Below are 17,196 nucleotides of genomic sequence, written 5' to 3'. Positions count from 1 at the left end.
GCCTCCAATAACCCGCAAAGTCGTATATCGTTTATTGTCATACAATCACGGCGGCATCAGCAAAAACGCTTTGCCAATTGGGCAGGCAGGGCCTGCTCCACCTCATGCAGTGCCCGCAAAATGGCATAATAAAAGCCGTCTGCCTGGGCTCCGCCATGACTTTTCACCACGATATGCTTCAACCCAAGCAGGCTGGCTCCGTTATAGCGCACCGGATCCAGCTCTTGCTTGAGGCGCTTGAGTACAGGCTTGGCCAGTAGACTTGCCAGCCGCCCAGTGAGGCGCGATTCAAACGCCATCTGAACACGCTCGACCAGCATACGAGTCAAACCTTCACTTGCCTTGAGCATCACATTGCCGACAAAGCCATCACACACGACCACGTCCAGCTGGCCCTGAAAGACATCCCCCCCCTCAGCATAGCCACAATAGTCGAAACCAGGGTCTGCATGACGACGAATCAAGGCATCTGCCTCGCGCACCGTGGCACTGCCCTTGGTGGCTTCCGAGCCAACGTTCAATAACGCCACGCGCGGACGTTCGATACCGTCCATGCATTGCGCCATGGCCGCCCCCATGACGGCAAAATCTAGCAACCGTTCTGCGGGGGAATCGACGTTGGCACCCAGATCAAGCAGATAGCAACGCCCCCCTGATCGTGCAGGAATGGCGGTGCTGATCGCTGGCCTGGAAAACCCCGCCAGCATGCCCAGCTCACGCCTTGCAAGCGCCACCAGCGCTCCGGTATTGCCTGCGCTGACCCCCGCAACGGCGTGCCCAGCCGACACATGGCGCAGCATGGAGGCCATGCTGGTGTGCTGGCCGCGGCGCAACGCCCAGGCGGCGGTAGCGTCGGGCGCCACGCTATCAGGCGCGTCGATGACCGCCAAACGTGACACTGCCGCAGCCAAGGGCTGCGGCAAGCGCGAAAGCTCAGCGACAATGCGCTGATGCGGGCCAAACAGAGCAAGTTCGAGAACAGGATTTTCCACCACTGCCCTCGCAGAGCCTTCGACAATGGCACGGGGGCCTTGGTCACCCCCCATGACATCAATCGCCAGGCGCACTGCACTCACGCTGACTGGCCGCGCGAAAGGTCGAGAGAGGCTTAAACCTCAACCACCTTGCGACCACGGTAGAAACCGTCCGGAGAAACGTGGTGACGCAGGTGAGTCGTGCCGGTTTCCTTGTCCTGAGACAGGGTCGGGGCGCTCAGCGCATCGTGGCTACGACGCATACCGCGCTTGGAACGAGTTTTACGGTTCTGTTGAACTGCCATGGGTGTTTACTCCAAGGTATGTAGGGTAAGTGATGCTTACTTTTTGCCTTTCAAAGCGCCACTGCTTTTCAAAGCATTGAGCACCGCGAAAGGGTTTTTGGCAGGAGCGGACTCGTCCGCTGCGCCTTCGGTCTTGCTGACCAGCTGCTCCGCCGAGACATGGCATTCGGTCTCATCGTGATAGACCACCTGCGGCAAGCTGAGGATCAACTCATCCTCGATTACCGTCAGCAAGTCCAGCTGTTCGTTTTCCACCAGCACAGGCTCATGACTGGCAGGCAGCTCGGCAGCCAACGCTTCGTCTGAAATCATTCCCAGAAGGAATTCACTCGACACGTCTTGGCTCAGCGGCACCAGACAACGACGACAAGGCAGCGCCAAAGTCGCTTTCAGGGAACCACGAATTTCGCGACGACCTTGGGCATCGACACCAAACTCAAGAGTGACGTGGCAGTCACCCGTTTGGTCACCGGCTTCTTCAGCCAAACGAGGCAGCTTGTTCAACGCTACCAGGCCTTCGAGTCGTTCGCGGCGGGCTGCAAGCTTATAAGGCTCAACCCGGCTGGGGAGTTGTGAGGTCAACATAGGCGCGCAATGATAGGCACTCGCCCCGCCGGTGTCAAAGCCAGCGGCATATTTCTTGACAGTTTCTGTTCGCAGACAGCCTCTGCAGGCATGCGCCAAGGCTTTTCGCTACACTGTCCGCGATGCGTTTTTTCTTTTCGATCACCCAAATCTTGCCCTTCACAGGAGAGTATCGTGCCCCTCGCCCCCAATGCCACGCTGGTACTGGCCTCCAGCTCACGCTCGCGACAAGCCCTGCTCGACCGATTACAGCTACCCTATCAGTGCCAATCGCCGGATATCGATGAGACACCGCTGCCCCATGAAACACCAGAAGCCCTGGTGCATCGACTATCGCTGAGCAAGGCACACGCCGTCGCCGAATCGTTTCCGGCACACTGCATCATCGGGTCGGATCAAATTGCGCTGTTCGAAGGCGACGTGCTGGGCAAGCCTCATACCGCCGAGCGCGCCTGCGCCAACCTGAAACGCTTTTCAGGCCAGCGCGTCAGCTTCCTGACAGGCCTGGCACTACTGGATACCCGCCAGCAGCGCCACCTGGTGCATATCGAGACGTTCGATGTCGTGTTTCGCCACCTGCGCGATGCCGAAATCGAACGCTATGTCGCCCTGGAGCAACCGCTGGACAGTGCGGGCAGCTTTCGCATGGAAGGACTCGGCATCACGCTGTTCGAGCGCCTGGAAGGACGCGACCCCAATGCGCTCATCGGCCTGCCGTTGATCGCTCTTTGCGACATGCTGCGCCAGGCAGGCCTGGACCCGCTCGGTGCAGCATAGTCACGACCTGAAGGCTTACCACTAGGGGGCCTGGAAGCGCAGCGGCGAGCGGGCGCTTTCCACCCCCAGCACTTCCGCTGCCGCCTGGGTGAAACGACGCGTCAGGCGCTCGAAGGGGTCCAGCCGAGGCGTGTAATTCTCCCACTCGGCTTCTCCGATACGCGCTCGCGCCACTTGCTCGAGACTGGCCAGCTCATCCACCAGCCCCAGCGCCAGCGCCTGCTCACCGCTCCATACCAGCCCGGAAAAAATCTCAGGATTGCCACTCAATCGCTCGCCTCTCCCGGCCCGGACGTCTGCTATGAACTGCTCATGGGTCTGCGCCAGCACCGTTTGCCAGAACTGAACCACCTCCTCATCGAGCGGCTGAAACGGATCAAGAAACGCCTTGTTCTCCCCAGCGGTCATGACACGCCGCTCCACGCCCAGCCGACCGATCGCCTCCTGGAAACCAAAGCCTGCGTAGATGACGCCTATGGAGCCCACCAGGCTGGCGGGAGAGGCAATGATCTCATCCGCCGCCGACGCGATATAGTAGGCACCGCTGGCCCCCACGTCTTCGATGACCGCCAGGATGGGTTTGTCTCCCAGGTCACGCAGCCGCATGATTTCCGCATGGATGCGCTGGGATTGCACTGGGCTCCCGCCGGGGCTGTCGATATGCAGCACGACTGCCGCCGCGCTCTCGCTCTCCCAGGCACGATTCAAGCCGCGAATGATGCGTTCGGCATTGGCGGGCGCATCACTGGCAATGACGCCCTGCACCTCGACCAACGCCAGATGCTGCTGCTCCGGCACGCTTGAGGCCGGCTCTGCGACGAACACGCGGTAAAGCGTCGTGGTGATCGACACCAGCACCAGCGTCAAGACGACGAAACGGAAAAACAGCTTCCACCGCCGCGTCCGGCGCTGCTCGGTCAAGACGCCACCAATCCAGCGGTCCATCATTTCCAGCTGGGCCAGACGCTGACGTTCGCGCAGCGTTTCGGCATCGTCGCTCGGCTCACCTGCGGCCGATGCTTTCGATTCGGTCGCAGCGACTTGCGGGCCCTGTGTCCATGGATCCTGCGCGCTTCCCGACGACGCTTCGTGGGAGGGAACGCTTCGCTCTCTATCGCGTGACTGGTCGTCGCTCATGCTATCTCCCTCATATCGATTCCCCTCATACGACGTCTCTCATACTGTCTGTCTTCCTGACCCAAGCTTGAAAGTGGCCATGTACAAGTGGCTATACAGAGTAGCCATGCAGAACTCAGCCCCTTTGTCACCCAGCGTCAGCCATGCAACCATTCGAACAGCGCGGGAATGTCATCCGCCATCCACACAGGCTGGCACGCCGCCAGCCGCTCGGCAGAGTGCACCCCATAGGTCACACCGACACGATCCATGCCGATGGCACGTGCCATCTCCAGGTCGTATTCGGTATCACCCACCATCACCGCACGCTCTACCGGCGTATTCAGCTCGGCGAGCAGCTCCAGCAGCATCTGCGGATGGGGTTTGGAGCGGGTTTCGTCTGCGGTACGACTGGCATCGAACCACTGGCCGCTATCGGTTTCTCGAAAGACACGATCCAGGCCGCGACGACTCTTGCCCGTGGCCACGGCCAGCCGCTGCCGGGGACGCTGGCGCAGCTTGGCCAACTGCTCCTCGACACCGTTGAAAAAAGGCATGGGCGTCGTGTCGCCACTCACAAAGTGATGCGAGTAGCGCTGGCGCAAGCGCTCTGCCTGCTCCGGAGAGATGCCTGGGCACAGCGTTGCAATGGCTTCAGGCAGGCCAAGACCAATGATGTTTTCGATGGCGCTGTCTTCCAGGGGCGGCCAGCGTACATCCGCCGCAGCGGCATGCATGCACGACACGATCTTGGGCACCGAATTCATCAGCGTCCCATCCCAGTCGAAGATGATCAGTTCGTAACGCATCAGGCTCCCCCTACTTGCTCGGCTGACGCGCACGCGCCAGCGTCTCTTCCAGCGCTTCAGGCAGCGGCGCCTTGACCGTCACCGGACGACCGTTACCAGGCTCGGGAAAGGTCAATGAGCGCGCATGCAGGAACAAGCGCCCCAAACCCAGCTGCCTGGAGAGCAGTTCGCTTTCACGCGTCGCGTATTTGTCATCGCCCAGCAAAGCGTGCCCCGCGTGAGCAGCGTGCACACGAATCTGATGGGTACGCCCAGTCACCGGCTCGGCCTCGATGAGCGTCACTTTCTCGAAGGTTTCCACAACGGAAAAGTGAGTACGCGACACCTTGCCGTTGGGATCCACCCGTACACGGCGCTCGCCATTTCCAGCATCGAAACGGTCCAGCCGAGCACTTTCATAGGTCTTTCTGGCAGGCCAGCGCCCTGCCACCAACGCCAGGTAGCGCTTGTCCATACCGTGCTTCTTGAGCGCCTCGTTGAGGGTCACCAGCGCCTCACGCGACTTGGCCAACAGCAGGCATCCAGAGGTGTCACGATCCAGACGATGGACCAGCTCGAGAAAGCTCAAGTCGTCACGCACCTGACGCAATGCCTCGATCAGACCGATCTTGACGCCACTCCCACCATGCACCGCCAAGCCAGAAGGCTTGTTCAACACCATCCAGTCCGGCCCTTCCATGATGACACTCCCCACCAACACGTCGCGCAGGTTATCGCTGACCTCCTTGACCGCCTCCTTGGGCGCCAGGCGCAACGGCGGCACGCGAACGAGGTCTCCACCCTGCAGGCGATAGTCCACTTTCACGCGTTTCTTGTTCACTCGAACTTCACCCTTGCGCACGATACGGTAGATAAGCGCCCGTGGAGCGCCCTTCAATCGAGTCATGAGAAAATTGTCGATTCGTTGACCCGCCTGCTCCGGGGCGATTTCCACCCACTGTACTTCACGCCCTTCGGACATTACCGTGCACTCCTAGTGTCATCCACGCCACATGATGGCCAGTGACCTTGATTGAAAAGCGGCATTCTAGCGTAGACCTTACCCCATTGCGTCAATTGCTGGCGCTTCTCTTTACTGTTATATTCCAAGACGCTCATCGGCCAACGTGACTTGCTGATCTGAAACGCAATAAGCCGCCTTGCATGGCAAATTGTCGTCTAGCGAATTGTCCGTCACGTCAGCCTAGGCACCTGCCCGACCAACATGCAGGTCAGAGCAACGAAGCCTTCGGCAGTGTACGCATTGCCTGCTTCCTACGTAATGAAATGCAGCAACTCTGTCGCTTGACCGCGGCAGAGCGAAAAGAATATCGCCAGCCACGACTGGCAAAAAAACGTTACGCCCCTGCCAGGCAGTTACCTTATTCGTCACAAGGCGCTGTCATGCCGGGGCGCAAAGATCAACGCTGTGCCGACAGCCGGCGTTGACGAATCGATGAATGCCAGGTGTAGGCGGTGTCAGCAGAGCCGGATGGACGTGACAGCCACCGAAACACGTTCTGCCTCCGCCACGTACTCAACGCCCTATTTGGCCGGGTCGGCTACGATGCCTTCCCGGCTTGATGCGTCAGCATAGCCATGCGCCGAGCACAAGCACGCAGCACACAGCGGTTCGTCGACGACTCCTCGTTTGACGGCACGACATGCTACGTGAGACCACATGAAACGGATGCTTATTAATGCGACCCAGCCCGAAGAGCTGCGGGTCGCCCTGGTAGACGGACAGCGCCTTTACGATCTGGATATCGAGTCCGGCGCACGCGAACAGAAGAAAGCCAACATCTACCGGGGCAAAATCACCCGGGTAGAACCCTCACTCGAAGCCGCCTTCGTCGACTTTGGCGCCGAGCGCCACGGCTTTCTGCCGCTGAAAGAGATCTCTCGCGAATACTTCATCAAGGATGTTTCGGGCCGCCCCAACATCAAGGAAGTATTGAAAGAGGGCCAGGAAGTCATCGTCCAGGTAGACAAGGAAGAGCGTGGCAACAAGGGCGCTGCCCTGACCACCTTCATCAGCTTGGCCGGACGCTTTTTGGTACTGATGCCCAACAACCCTCGTGCCGGTGGCATATCGCGGCGTATCGAAGGCGATGACCGCAGCCAGCTCAAGGATGCCATGGGCCAGCTGACGGTACCCGACAAGATGGGCCTGATCGTGCGTACCGCCGGCATTGGCCGCAGCTCCGAGGAGCTGCAGTGGGACCTGGACTACCTGGTACAGGTGTGGGAATCGATCACCACCGAGTCCGCCAAGCGCCCTGCGCCTTTTTTGATCTACCGCGAATCCAACGTCATCATCCGCGCCATGCGCGACTACCTGCGCCAGGACATTGGCGAGGTGCTGATCGACAGTCCCGATATCCACGCCGAGGCGCTGGCGTTCATCCGCCAGGTGATGCCTTCCTACCAGCAAAAGATCAAGCTGTATGCCGATGAAGTGCCGCTGTTCTCGCGCTTCCAGATCGAATCTCAGATCGAAACGGCCTACCAGCGGGAAGTGAAGCTGCCCTCCGGCGGCTCCATCGTCATCGATCACACCGAAGCGCTGGTCTCCATCGACATCAACTCGGCCCGCGCCACCCGCGGCAGCGATATCGAAGAGACCGCCCTGCAGACCAACACCGAAGCCGCCGACGAGATTGCTCGCCAGCTCCGCCTGCGCGACATTGGTGGGCTAGTGGTCATCGATTTCATCGACATGGGCCCTGCCCGCAACCAGCGTGAAGTCGAAAACCGCATGCGTGATGCGCTCAAGCTGGATCGCGCCCGCGTACAGATCGGCCGCATTTCGCGCTTCGGCCTGATGGAAATGTCGCGCCAGCGCCTGCGCCCCTCGCTGGGTGAAACCAGCGGCGTGGTCTGCCCGCGCTGTAACGGCCAGGGCACCATCCGCGATGTGCGCTCGCTGTCGCTCTCCATCATGCGCCTGATCGAAGAAGAGGCCATGAAAGAGCGCAGCGCCCAGATCCGCGCCATCCTGCCCGTGCCGGTCGCCACTTATCTGCTCAACGAAAAGCGCAGCGTGCTGGCGGATATCGAATCACGCCAGGGCGTACGCGTGGTCATTCTGCCCAGCCCGGACATGGACACCCCGCACTACGACGTTCAGCGCCTGCGCGATGACCACCTGGACGAAGACGACAGCCACACCCTGTCGAGCTTCGAGCTTTCCACGGACACCGAGATTGGCAAAGAGCCGCCTCCCAGCTTCGCGGCTCCGGCTCAGCGGGCAGAAGCCGCGGTCAAGAGCATCGCTCACAACGCTCCGGCCCCCGAGTCGCTGCAAACCGAAGAAGCGCCTGCCAAACCAGCCCCAGCCGTGGCGCCCGCAGAACAGCCCAGCGTACTGGGCCGCTTCATTCGCGGTTTTGCCAAACTGCTGGGTGGCGATGAGACCAGCACGACAGCCTCTCAGGAAGCCAGCTCGACGAACCGCAAGCCCGAGCAGCCGGCAGCCCCAAGCCGCCCGCCGCGCAATGAGCGTCGCCAGAAGCCTGCGCAAGAGCGCCAGCCCCAGGAGCGTTCAGCACCCGAGCGTCAGGAAAACAGCGCCTCACGCGACCAGCGCAACGAGACCGCCAAGGCACCTGCTGCCCGCAACGACGATGCAAACGACAAGCGCAGCGGCCCTAGCCGCACACGCAACCGTCGCCGTCATCCGCAGCAGGACGACGGCCGGGCTCAGGAAAGCACGCCCCGCAACGCGCGTCAGAAAGAGACTGCCAAGGAGTCGTCGCAGAACGATGCTGCCAGCAGCGCCCCGCAGCCGGAACAGCGTCGCGAGAAACCCCGCGACAACAAACCCAAGCACGACGATAACCGCCCGGAGGCCGCTCAGCAGGACGAGCCGCAAAAGGATGACGGCAAGCCGAAGCGCACGCGCAACAACCCGCGCCAGCGTTCACGCAAGCAGGCACTGAGCCCACAGGCCGAAGCCGAGCAGTTGAAGCTCCAGGCAGAAGCCCAGCAGGCACCCGAGGAAGCTCCTGCCTCAGCGGCGGCAGACGCTGAAACACCTGCAAAGAAAGCCGCGTCAGCGCCAGAAACGGCGACTCAAGCAACCGCTGCTCAAGAGACAGCCACGCAAGAGCCAGCGGCTCAATCGCCAAACGACGCGGCAGAAGCGCACACTGACACACGTCAGGAGGCCACCGAAGAGACCGCGGCAGAAGACACCACGGCCACCGCTCGCGCCAGCAGTGCGGATAAAGCACGCAAGTCAACGCGCCAGCGCCGTCAACCTGCCATTCGCGACGAAGCGGCCAAGGAAGCCAACGCGTCTGGAGACGACAACGGCACCCCCGCCGCATCCGCCATGGAGCCTCAGACACCGGCGGCCACCCATGAGCAGCCCGCTGCGGCCACAGAAGAGCCGACAGCGCCACGCGAGGAACAACCAACCTCGGCGGCTGATCAAGAGCCTTCAGCGGCGGTTGAAGAGAAGCCCTCAGCGGTTTCTGAAGACAAGCCCTCAACGACCGTGGCAGAAGCACCTTCTGCCGATGAGAGCCAATCTTCCGCCACTATTGAAGAGCCCTCAGCAGTGGTTGAGAAAGAGCCCTCAGCGGCGCTAGAGAAAGAGCCTTCGGCGGTGGTTGAAGAAAAATCTTCTGCAGTAGTTGAAGAAAAAGTCTCAGCGGCCGTTGAGGAAGAGCCTTCAAAAGCGTCTTCCGCAGTAGCAGCAGAAGACACCTCAGCAGCCACTGAAGCGCAATCTTCCGTCACCTCTGAGGAAAAGCCCGCCACGGCCGAGGAGCAAGCGCCCACGGAAGCGACTCAGGAGCGCTCGACGCCTGCTGCACAAAACGCAGCAGCAGAGAAAGCCTCCGAAGCCCCTCAGGCAGCGGCCGACGCCAACGCCAGTGGCGAGCCTGCCGCTGACGAAGAGGCCTCCAAGCCACGTCGCCGCCGCCGGGCTCATAACGACCCGCGTGAACAGCGCAAGCAGCAGGCCCAGCAAAACTCACCCGAGTAATGCTGACAGCCGTAAAAAACCCCGCCTCGGCGGGGTTTTTTTATGCGCTAGCGTCAAGAGATCACTCGTGGCTCCGCTTCCAGCCTGACGCCAAAACGTTCGGCGACCGCATCTGCAACGACATCCGCAAACGCCAGCAGCTCTGCACGGTTACCGCCACCAAAGTGCACCAGCACCAGCGCCTGATGCTGGTGCACGCCAAACGCTCCCTGGCGGTGCCCTTTCAGGCCACACTGGTCGATCAGCCACCCGGCCGCCAGTTTCACCTGCCCATCGGGCTGGGGAAAATGCGGCATACCAGGATAGTCGTTCAACAGCCGCTGGGCATGGTCACCGCTCACGAGCGGGTTCTTGAAGAAGCTGCCGGCATTGGCCAGCACGGCGGGGTCCGGCAGTTTCTCCAGGCGAATGGCGCAGACGGCACGCGCCACCTCCAGCGGGTCAGGCGCGGCAGACACACGTGCGGCCAGGTCGCCATACCCCAATTGCGGATTGGGCGTTTCCGAGAGCCGCAAGACGAGCTGCGTAATGACCACCTTGCCTGCCAACTCACGTTTGAAGAGACTGTCTCGATAACCAAACTGACACGCCTCGGCATCCAGCCAGCGCACTTCCCCCGTGGCCAGCTCGACCACCTGCACCGCCGCCAGCACGTCGGCCAGTTCGACACCATAGGCACCTATGTTCTGCACCGGAGCGGCCCCACAGTCACCGGGGATCAGCGCCAGATTCTCACAGCCCCACAGGCCACGCGCCGCCAGCGCCATCACCAGGGCGTGCCAATTCACCCCCGCCCCTACGTAGGCCAGCACCTCCCGGCCACGCCGCTCCAACCACCACTGCCGGAGCGAAGGACGAATGACCACTCCTGACAACTGGCTCGGCAACAGGACGTTACTGCCCCCCCCGAGCAGCGTCATCGGCCTCCGCTGCTGCCGTGCCTGATGCAACACGTCCTGCAACGCCGCCAGCGTGGTCGGCGCCGCGTACTGTTCGGCCACACAGGGCAAGCGCAGCGTATTGGCCTGGGTCAGATCCCAGGATGCCATCAGAACCTCAGGGCGGGAGACAGCGCTAGCGTTCACGCTGCAACTCATCGAGCAGACCCTGCGATGCACGCTCGATCAAGTCCAGCACTTGCTCGAACCCGTCGTCGCCACCGTAATAGGGGTCAGGCACATCGCTCTGCGGCAGCCCGGCGTAATCGAGCAGCAGCCCTACTTGGGCCTGGCTATTGGCCGGTTGCAGAGCACGCATGGCGGCGAGGTTTTCGCGATCCATGCCCAGCACGTAGTCGAACTCGTGGAAGTCACTGACTTTCAATTGGCGAGCGCGAAGATGGCCAATCTCGATACCTCGTTGTCGCGCCGCCGCCTGGGAGCGGGGGTCCGGGGCTTTCCCTACGTGCCAGTCACCTACTCCGCAGGAGTCGATGGTGATGCGGTCATCCAGCCCTGCTCGCACCACGGCCTGCTGAAAAACGCCTTCCGCGGTGGGCGAGCGGCAAATATTGCCTAAACAGACGAACAGCACGCGCTTCATGCACGATCCTCCGATGACGTCAACAAGGCGCGCACCCGTGCCAGGTCCTCAGGGGTATCGACCCCCGCCGGGTTCGCCGCCGCGGCCAGCGCCACCTGAATGGCATGACCGTGCTGCAATACACGCAGCTGCTCGAGCTGTTCCAACTGCTCCAGGCTGGACGCCGTCAGATCACGGTAGGTGGCCAGAAAGCTGGCACGGTAAGCGTAGATGCCAATATGGCGCAGCCAGGCATCGGTGGTGAGCAAATCGGGCTGAGTCTTGAACTGCTCTCTGTCCCAGGGGATAGGCGCTCGGGAAAAATAGAGCGCGCGCCCTTGCAGTGAACGCACCACCTTGACCACGTTGGGGTTGAATAGCGTATCCACATCGCCGATGGGCTCGGCCAGGGTGGCCATGGCCGCCTCAGGATCGTCTGCCAGCCGCTGGGCTACCTGGTCGATCAACACGGGAGGGATCAATGGCTCGTCACCCTGCACGTTGACGACCAGCGTGTCGCCCGCCAGCGAGAGCTGTTCGGCCACTTCGGCCAGCCGGTCCGTGCCGGAGGGATGGTCGGCCCGAGTCATGACCACTTCCGCGCCGTAGGCCTGCATGGCGTCACGGATACGCTCGTCGTCAGTGGCCACGATGACTCGCTGCGCCTGGCTCTCGCAGGCACGCCGCCACACGTGGGCTACCATGGGCTCACCGGCGATATCCAGAAGCGGCTTGCCAGGCAGCCGTGAAGAGCCGAACCGCGCCGGGACGACCGCGATGAATTGCGCCGCAGAGCCCATCACACCTCCCCAGTACGGCCAGGTGAAGTGGCCAGCTTCTCATCGGCGTCCATCTGCCGCGCTTCTTCAGGCAGCATCACCGGAATCCCGTCTCGGATGGGATAGGCCAGACCATCATAGTGGCAGCACAGCTCCTGTGCATCGCGCTGATACTTCAGCTTGCCGTTGCAGAGCGGGCAAACCAGCATTGCCAACAGTTCCTTATCCATCGGTGCTTCCCCTTTGTGTCAGTTCTGCCAGCCTGGAAGCCAGCCAATCTTCAAACTCTTCTGGAAGCCGTGCTTCCACCTCCAGCACCCAGCTGTCCGCCGGGGCCAGCTCACGGCATTTGACCGCATCCTTGGCCGTCATGACCACCGGCCCGAAGGCCATGGGCTTGAAGGTTCGCTCATCGAAAGCGTGATGATCCGCCAAGGGGTGCTGTTCCCCATGGACCCCCAGCGTTTCGAGGGTCTTGAAAAAGCGTTGCGGATTGCCGATCCCCGCCAGCGCATGTGCTGGCAGCGTAAAGGGCAAGGGAGCCAGCGGGTAGTGCTGGCCACTGGCCAGCTTGCGCCAGCCCTGGGGTACCAGTTGCATGGCCACCGAAGGCACCGGCAAGGGAGCCGTCAGCGTGCCATTGACGATCACCGCATCCACTTGTTGCAAGCGAGCAACGCCTTCGCGCAGCGGTCCTGCAGGCAGGCAGCGCTGGTTGCCCAGCCCACGGCTGCCATCGACCACCACCAGTTCAATATCGCGCCCCAGTGCCAGGTGTTGCAAGCCGTCATCGCTGATCACGATATCGCAGCCCATCTCGACCAGCGCTCGGGCGCCCCGAGCACGCTGCGGGTCTGCGATGACGGGCAGCCCGGTCTGCTGAACCAGCATGAGCGGTTCGTCACCGCTATGCGCGGGGTCCGTGGTGGGCGTGACATGAAGCGGATAATGGGGTGCGGTGCCACCATACCCCCGGGTCACGATGCCTGGCGAGTAGCCCTGCGCGACCAGCCAGCGCCCCAACCAGGCCACCAGCGGTGACTTCCCGGTGCCGCCCAGGGTGATATTGCCCACCACGATCACCGGCACCTCCGCCCGCCAGACGGGCTTGTGCCCCCGTCGGTAATCGCGCGCTCGACGACACATGAGATAACGGTATAAATTACCTAGCGGAAACAGCGGCGCCAGCCACGGGCTTCCGCCGTAGGCGGCGTCGAGCCAGCGCTTCGCCAGGCTCACTCGTGCTCCTGAAACTGAAGCTGGTGCAGGGCCGCATAAGCACCTGACTTTTCCAACAGCGCCTGATGGGTGCCATGCTCCACGATACGCCCCTGGTCCATGACCAGAATGCGGTCGGCACGCTCGATGGTCGACAGGCGGTGGGCGATCACCAGCGTGGTGCGCCCCTCACAGACCCGCTCCAGGGCTTTCTGGATATAGCGTTCGGATTCGGTATCCAGCGCCGACGTGGCCTCGTCCAGAATCAGAATCGGCGCATCCTTGAAGATGGCTCGGGCAATCGCCAACCGCTGGCGCTGCCCGCCCGAGAGCATGACCCCATTTTCGCCTACCACGGTGAGATAGCCTTCCGGCAGTTTCTCGATGAACTCACTGGCGTAGGCGGCTTCTGCGGCAGCCTTCACGGCGGCCATGTCCGGATTTTCCACGCCATACGCGATATTGTCGGCGATAGTGGCATTGAACAGGGTGACCTGCTGGGAAACCAGCGCTATCTGCTGCCGCAGCGGCCCCAGCGCGTAGCGGTCGGCATCGATGCCATCAATCAGGATCTGGCCTTCGGTGGGTCGATAGAAGCGCGGCAGCAGGCTCACCAGGGTAGACTTGCCGCTTCCCGAGCGCCCTACGATAGCGACCAATTCGCCGGGAGCGACGCGCAGCTGAATATCGTGCAGCACGTTGGGCTGGTCGTCGGCGTAGCGGAAGCTGACATGGTCGATGACCACCTCGCCAGTTAAACGGCTCGGCACCACGTCGCCCTCATCGCGCTCTGGGGTCAGGTCCATGAGACCGAACAGCTCGGCAGCAGCAGCAATGCCCTTCTGAATCTCACTGTTCACTTCAGTGAGCTGACGTACCGGCTTGATCATCAGCGCAGCGGCAGTAATGAAGGCAACGAATTCACCGGGCGTCATGTTGGCCATCAGACGAGGGGCCATGGCCAGCCATACCAGCAGGGCCATGGAAATGGCCACCAGCATCAGAATCACCGGCGAGCTGACCGCCCGGGTCATGGCTTCTTTCATGCTTTGCCGACGATTCTCTTCGCTGACACGTTCGAAACGCTGCTTTTCATAGGCTTCGGCACCATGGGTGCGCACCACGCGATACCCCGAGAGGGCTTCCGAGGCCACGTGCGTCACATCGCCCATGGAGTGCTGGATGCGCTTGGAGATGCGCCGAAAGCGCTTGCTGACGTAACTCACCACACCGGCAATCAACGGCGTCACTCCCATGAACAGCAGAGTGAGCATCCAGTTGGTCCAGAACAGGTAGCCAATCAGGCCCACCACGAAGAGTCCTTCACGGAGAATGATGGTCACCGCGTTGGTCGCTGCCCCGGCAACCTGCTCGACATGGTAGGTCACCCGCGACACCAGATGCCCGCTGGAGTGGTGATCGAAGAAGCGCCCCGGCAGATGCAGCATGTGATCGAATACGTTACAGCGCAGCGTATGAATCACATAGCGCCCTACGTAGGCCATGAAGTAAGTACTGAGGAAAGTGCCCAACCCTCGGGCTGCGAACATCAGCACGACGAACAAGGGCAGGAAAAGCCGAAACGCGGCATCGGGATTCTGAATGCCATCGATGAGGCGCTTCATCATCTCGGCCAGCGCAGTGCTGGACGCGGCGTAAATCAGAAACCCGACCACGGCCAGCGAAAAAGCGCGCCAGTGTGGCTTCACATAACTCAACAAACGTTTATAGAGTACCCAACCTGAATCAGTCACACGCGCTCCCGGCAGTAGTGTGCAGTGGGGGCGATTCTACCCTATGGTGGCCCGCTTCAACACCGCTTCTGGCCACTGGGGACACGCCGCTGGGTATCTATCTGCACGGGCACCCCCGGTTCCAGGCGGATACGCACCGCGCCATCATGGGCGGTACTCCACAGGCAGCTGTGCTGGCGGCGGAAGCGCCGTACCACCTCATCGGCCGGGTGCTGGAAGGCATTATCGCGTCCGGCACTGAAGATGGCATGCCGAGGCATCGCTTCACGGACGAACTGCACACCGGAGCTGGTGTGACTGCCGTGATGGCCCGCCACCAGCACCGTGACGTCACCGGCCAACAAGGGCAGCAAGTGGCGTTCCACCTGACGCCCCACATCACCGGTGATCAGCAGCCGATGCTCTCCCACCTGAACTTCCAGCACGCAGGAGCGGTCATTGGAAGAGAGCTGCTGATGTTCTGCCGGGGGCCAGAGGAAACGATAAATGACCCCCTCCTGCTGCCACTGCTGGCCCTGCTCACAGGGCGTGCTGGCAACGATCAGCGGCTCGTCCAGCGGAGCACGCCAGTCCGCCACCTGATGTTCGTCCCGCAACGCTTCGACGCCGCCTGCGTGGTCGGTATCGGCATGGCTGACCACCACTAGGTCGAAGGCCTGACCAGGCGGCCAGAGCGTTTGCAAGGGCATGAAACCGCTGCGAAAACGCGGCCCCGTGTCGTAAAGCATCCGATAATCGGCGCTGCGCAGCTCGACCAGCTGGCCCTGCCCCACATCGTGCACGGTGACGACCAGCCGACGCTCTTCGACGCGTTCATTTGGCCACCAGGGAGCGCTCAGCGCCAATAGCGTGACCAGTATGCGCACCCCGCCAGGCGTGGCGGGCAATCCCCAGCCAAGCGCCAGCAGCAGCCAGGCCAGTGCCAACGGGTAAACGTGCTCGGGCGGTGGCTGCCACAGCGGTGCCAGGGCCAACGAGGCCTCCAGTAGATAATGGAACAGCGCCAGCGCCTGTGTGAACACCCACCAGGCTGCCAGCCCAATGCCCGGCAGCGGCGCGAGCAGCCACCCCAGCAGCGCCGAAGGCACCATGATCGAGCTGACCCAGGGTACGGCCAACAGGTTGACCAGCGGAGCCGCGGGCGCCACTCGGCCAAATGCCAACAGCACCGCCGCCGCCATCAGAGGGGCCAGCAACAGCTGGGAACGCAGCAGCGCCCAGCACCAGCCTTTGATACCCCGAGGGCGAGGGCGCCCCTGCCAGATCACGATCAGCCAGCCCACCGCCACGAACGACAGCCACAAGCCGGGCCGCCATAGAGAGAGCGGGTCGGCCACCACGATAACGGCGAGGGCCAACCACCAGGCCTGCCAGGGGCCTGGCGCATGGCGCCCGCTCAACACCCATAGCCCCAGCAGGGCCATGATCATGGCGCGCATGGCAGGAGGTGCCAGCCCTGCCAGCAGTGCATAGCCCACGGCAGCCGCCCCCGCCACCCACCAGGGCCAGACGCGCAGGCGCCAGTCACCGGGAGTCATCAGCCGTGCTGCCAAGCGGGCCAACAGCAGCGTAAAGGACGCCACCAGGCCAACGTGCAAACCGGAAATCACCACCAGGTGCGTGGTGCCGGTGGCATTCAACAGCGCCCAGTCCTGCTGCGTCAGCTGGTCGCTATCGCCCAGCGTCAGCGCGGCCAGCCAGCGCTGGGTACGCGCCTCTGGCGCACTACTCTCCAGGTAGGCCACCGCCTGCTGGCGTAGTTGGAAAGGCGCCTCCGACAAACGTTCGGGCGCAGGGTCGTTGCGTACATAGCCAGTGGCATGAATACCTTCACGCCACAGCCACTGGGCATAGTCAAAGCTGTTGGGGTTGGCAAAGCCTCTGGGTGGGCGCAGCCGAACGGTCAGCTGCCAGCGCTCGCCAACGGCGTAAACCGCACTGGACTGGGTGGCAGACGAGGGAAAAGCCGAGTAGGCGCTGACCCGCACTTGCTTCAGCCGATCACAGGGCAGCAGGGACTCCGGCGAGCGGCACGCTTCTACCGCCAGCCTCAAACGTTGGCTGCCGCCGTCCTCTCTTTGCACGTGGAGCACGCGGGCCTCCAGGGTCAGGTCCTGGCCGCTCAAGCCGTCGGGCAGTCGCTTGCCCCACTCCTGCTGAAGGGTCAGCACCATCAGTGCCACCAGCGCTAGCCATATCAACCCACGAGGGCGCGTCGTCGCCATGACTACGGCCGCCACCATCAGCAGTGCCAGCGCCAAGGTGGCGTCTCGCTCGGCCCCCAGCCAACCCGCCAGCGCACCGCCCAACAGCGCAGCCAAGGCCGCTGGCACCGCACTCCCTCGCCCCATTCCACCTCCCTGGCCGAGACTCTTCGCCTCAG

General features: G+C 62.3%; 15 protein-coding genes. 2 read left to right on the top strand and 13 right to left on the bottom strand.

The features are described 5' to 3' along the window. Positions 1-56: 56 nt before the first annotated feature. The 3 genes from plsX to IE061_RS05685 are packed head-to-tail and all read right to left on the bottom strand — an operon-like array spanning position 57 to position 1,864. Positions 57-1,067 (bottom strand): phosphate acyltransferase PlsX, encoded by a 1,011-nt coding sequence (gene plsX, locus IE061_RS05695; RefSeq protein ID WP_193461222.1) that lies wholly within the window; start codon positions 1,065-1,067, stop codon positions 57-59. A gap of 41 nt (positions 1,068-1,108) precedes the next feature. Then, positions 1,109-1,279 (bottom strand): 50S ribosomal protein L32, encoded by a 171-nt coding sequence (gene rpmF / locus IE061_RS05690; RefSeq protein WP_009099300.1) that lies wholly within the window; start codon positions 1,277-1,279, stop codon positions 1,109-1,111. 36 nt (positions 1,280-1,315) lie between these two features. Continuing rightward, entirely contained in the window at positions 1,316-1,864 is a 549-nt protein-coding gene (locus tag IE061_RS05685) for a YceD family protein (RefSeq protein ID WP_039177300.1), read from the bottom strand. A gap of 174 nt (positions 1,865-2,038) precedes the next feature. On the opposite strand from IE061_RS05685, the gene IE061_RS05680 reads away from it, so the two are divergent. Next, on the top strand, positions 2,039-2,641 hold the full coding sequence (locus IE061_RS05680) for a Maf family protein (RefSeq protein WP_039177302.1): 603 nt from the start codon (positions 2,039-2,041) through the stop codon (positions 2,639-2,641). 21 nt (positions 2,642-2,662) lie between these two features. Here IE061_RS05680 and sppA read toward each other — a convergent pair whose 3' ends face one another. The 3 genes from sppA to IE061_RS05665 all read right to left on the bottom strand — a co-directional run bounded on the left by sppA (position 2,663) and on the right by IE061_RS05665 (position 5,527). Then, positions 2,663-3,778 carry a signal peptide peptidase SppA gene (gene sppA / locus IE061_RS05675; RefSeq protein WP_193461209.1) on the bottom strand — a complete coding sequence of 372 codons (1,116 nt, stop codon included), beginning with the start codon at positions 3,776-3,778 and terminating at the stop codon, positions 2,663-2,665. A gap of 137 nt (positions 3,779-3,915) precedes the next feature. Continuing rightward, positions 3,916-4,566, bottom strand: a complete 651-nt coding sequence (locus tag IE061_RS05670) for an HAD family hydrolase (protein ID WP_039177308.1) — start codon at positions 4,564-4,566, stop codon at positions 3,916-3,918. Positions 4,567-4,576: 10 nt separating this feature from the next. Further along, a complete protein-coding gene (locus tag IE061_RS05665) occupies positions 4,577-5,527 on the bottom strand; it encodes an RluA family pseudouridine synthase (protein ID WP_039177310.1) in 951 nt (316 codons plus the stop codon). Between the two features lie 699 nt (positions 5,528-6,226). Between IE061_RS05665 and rne the strand changes: the two genes are divergently transcribed. Further along, entirely contained in the window at positions 6,227-9,541 is a 3,315-nt protein-coding gene (rne, locus tag IE061_RS05660; RefSeq protein ID WP_193461208.1) for a ribonuclease E, read from the top strand. A gap of 53 nt (positions 9,542-9,594) precedes the next feature. Here the strand turns inward: rne and murB are convergent, their stop codons facing one another. From murB to IE061_RS05625, 7 genes are read right to left on the bottom strand one after another with little or no spacing between them, the layout of a single operon-like run. Then, a complete protein-coding gene (murB, locus tag IE061_RS05655; RefSeq protein ID WP_193461207.1) occupies positions 9,595-10,590 on the bottom strand; it encodes a UDP-N-acetylmuramate dehydrogenase in 996 nt (331 codons plus the stop codon). 25 nt (positions 10,591-10,615) lie between these two features. Further along, positions 10,616-11,083, bottom strand: coding sequence for a low molecular weight protein-tyrosine-phosphatase (locus IE061_RS05650; RefSeq protein ID WP_081137080.1), 468 nt, complete (start codon positions 11,081-11,083; stop codon positions 10,616-10,618). Then, complete coding sequence (gene kdsB / locus IE061_RS05645; protein ID WP_096923157.1) at positions 11,080-11,862, bottom strand: 3-deoxy-manno-octulosonate cytidylyltransferase; 783 nt, start codon at positions 11,860-11,862, stop codon at positions 11,080-11,082. The genes IE061_RS05650 and kdsB overlap by 4 nt, the downstream gene beginning before the upstream one ends. Then, the gene (locus IE061_RS05640; protein ID WP_026001654.1) at positions 11,862-12,071 is read right to left on the bottom strand and encodes a Trm112 family protein; all 210 of its coding nucleotides are present in this window, start codon (positions 12,069-12,071) and stop codon (positions 11,862-11,864) included. The genes kdsB and IE061_RS05640 overlap by 1 nt, the downstream gene beginning before the upstream one ends. Next, on the bottom strand, positions 12,064-13,080 hold the full coding sequence (gene lpxK / locus IE061_RS05635) for a tetraacyldisaccharide 4'-kinase (RefSeq protein ID WP_039177325.1): 1,017 nt from the start codon (positions 13,078-13,080) through the stop codon (positions 12,064-12,066). The genes IE061_RS05640 and lpxK overlap by 8 nt, the downstream gene beginning before the upstream one ends. After that, positions 13,077-14,813 carry a lipid A export permease/ATP-binding protein MsbA gene (gene msbA / locus IE061_RS05630; RefSeq protein WP_096923158.1) on the bottom strand — a complete coding sequence of 579 codons (1,737 nt, stop codon included), beginning with the start codon at positions 14,811-14,813 and terminating at the stop codon, positions 13,077-13,079. The genes lpxK and msbA overlap by 4 nt, the downstream gene beginning before the upstream one ends. A 56-nt stretch (positions 14,814-14,869) precedes the next feature. Further along, positions 14,870-17,164 carry a DNA internalization-related competence protein ComEC/Rec2 gene (locus IE061_RS05625; RefSeq protein ID WP_193461206.1) on the bottom strand — a complete coding sequence of 765 codons (2,295 nt, stop codon included), beginning with the start codon at positions 17,162-17,164 and terminating at the stop codon, positions 14,870-14,872. Positions 17,165-17,196 lie beyond the last annotated feature (32 nt).

Source organism: Vreelandella hamiltonii, from assembly GCF_014651795.1.
Lineage (GTDB): Bacteria > Pseudomonadota > Gammaproteobacteria > Pseudomonadales > Halomonadaceae > Vreelandella > Vreelandella hamiltonii.
This window is presented reverse-complemented; position numbering and strand designations above follow the sequence as displayed.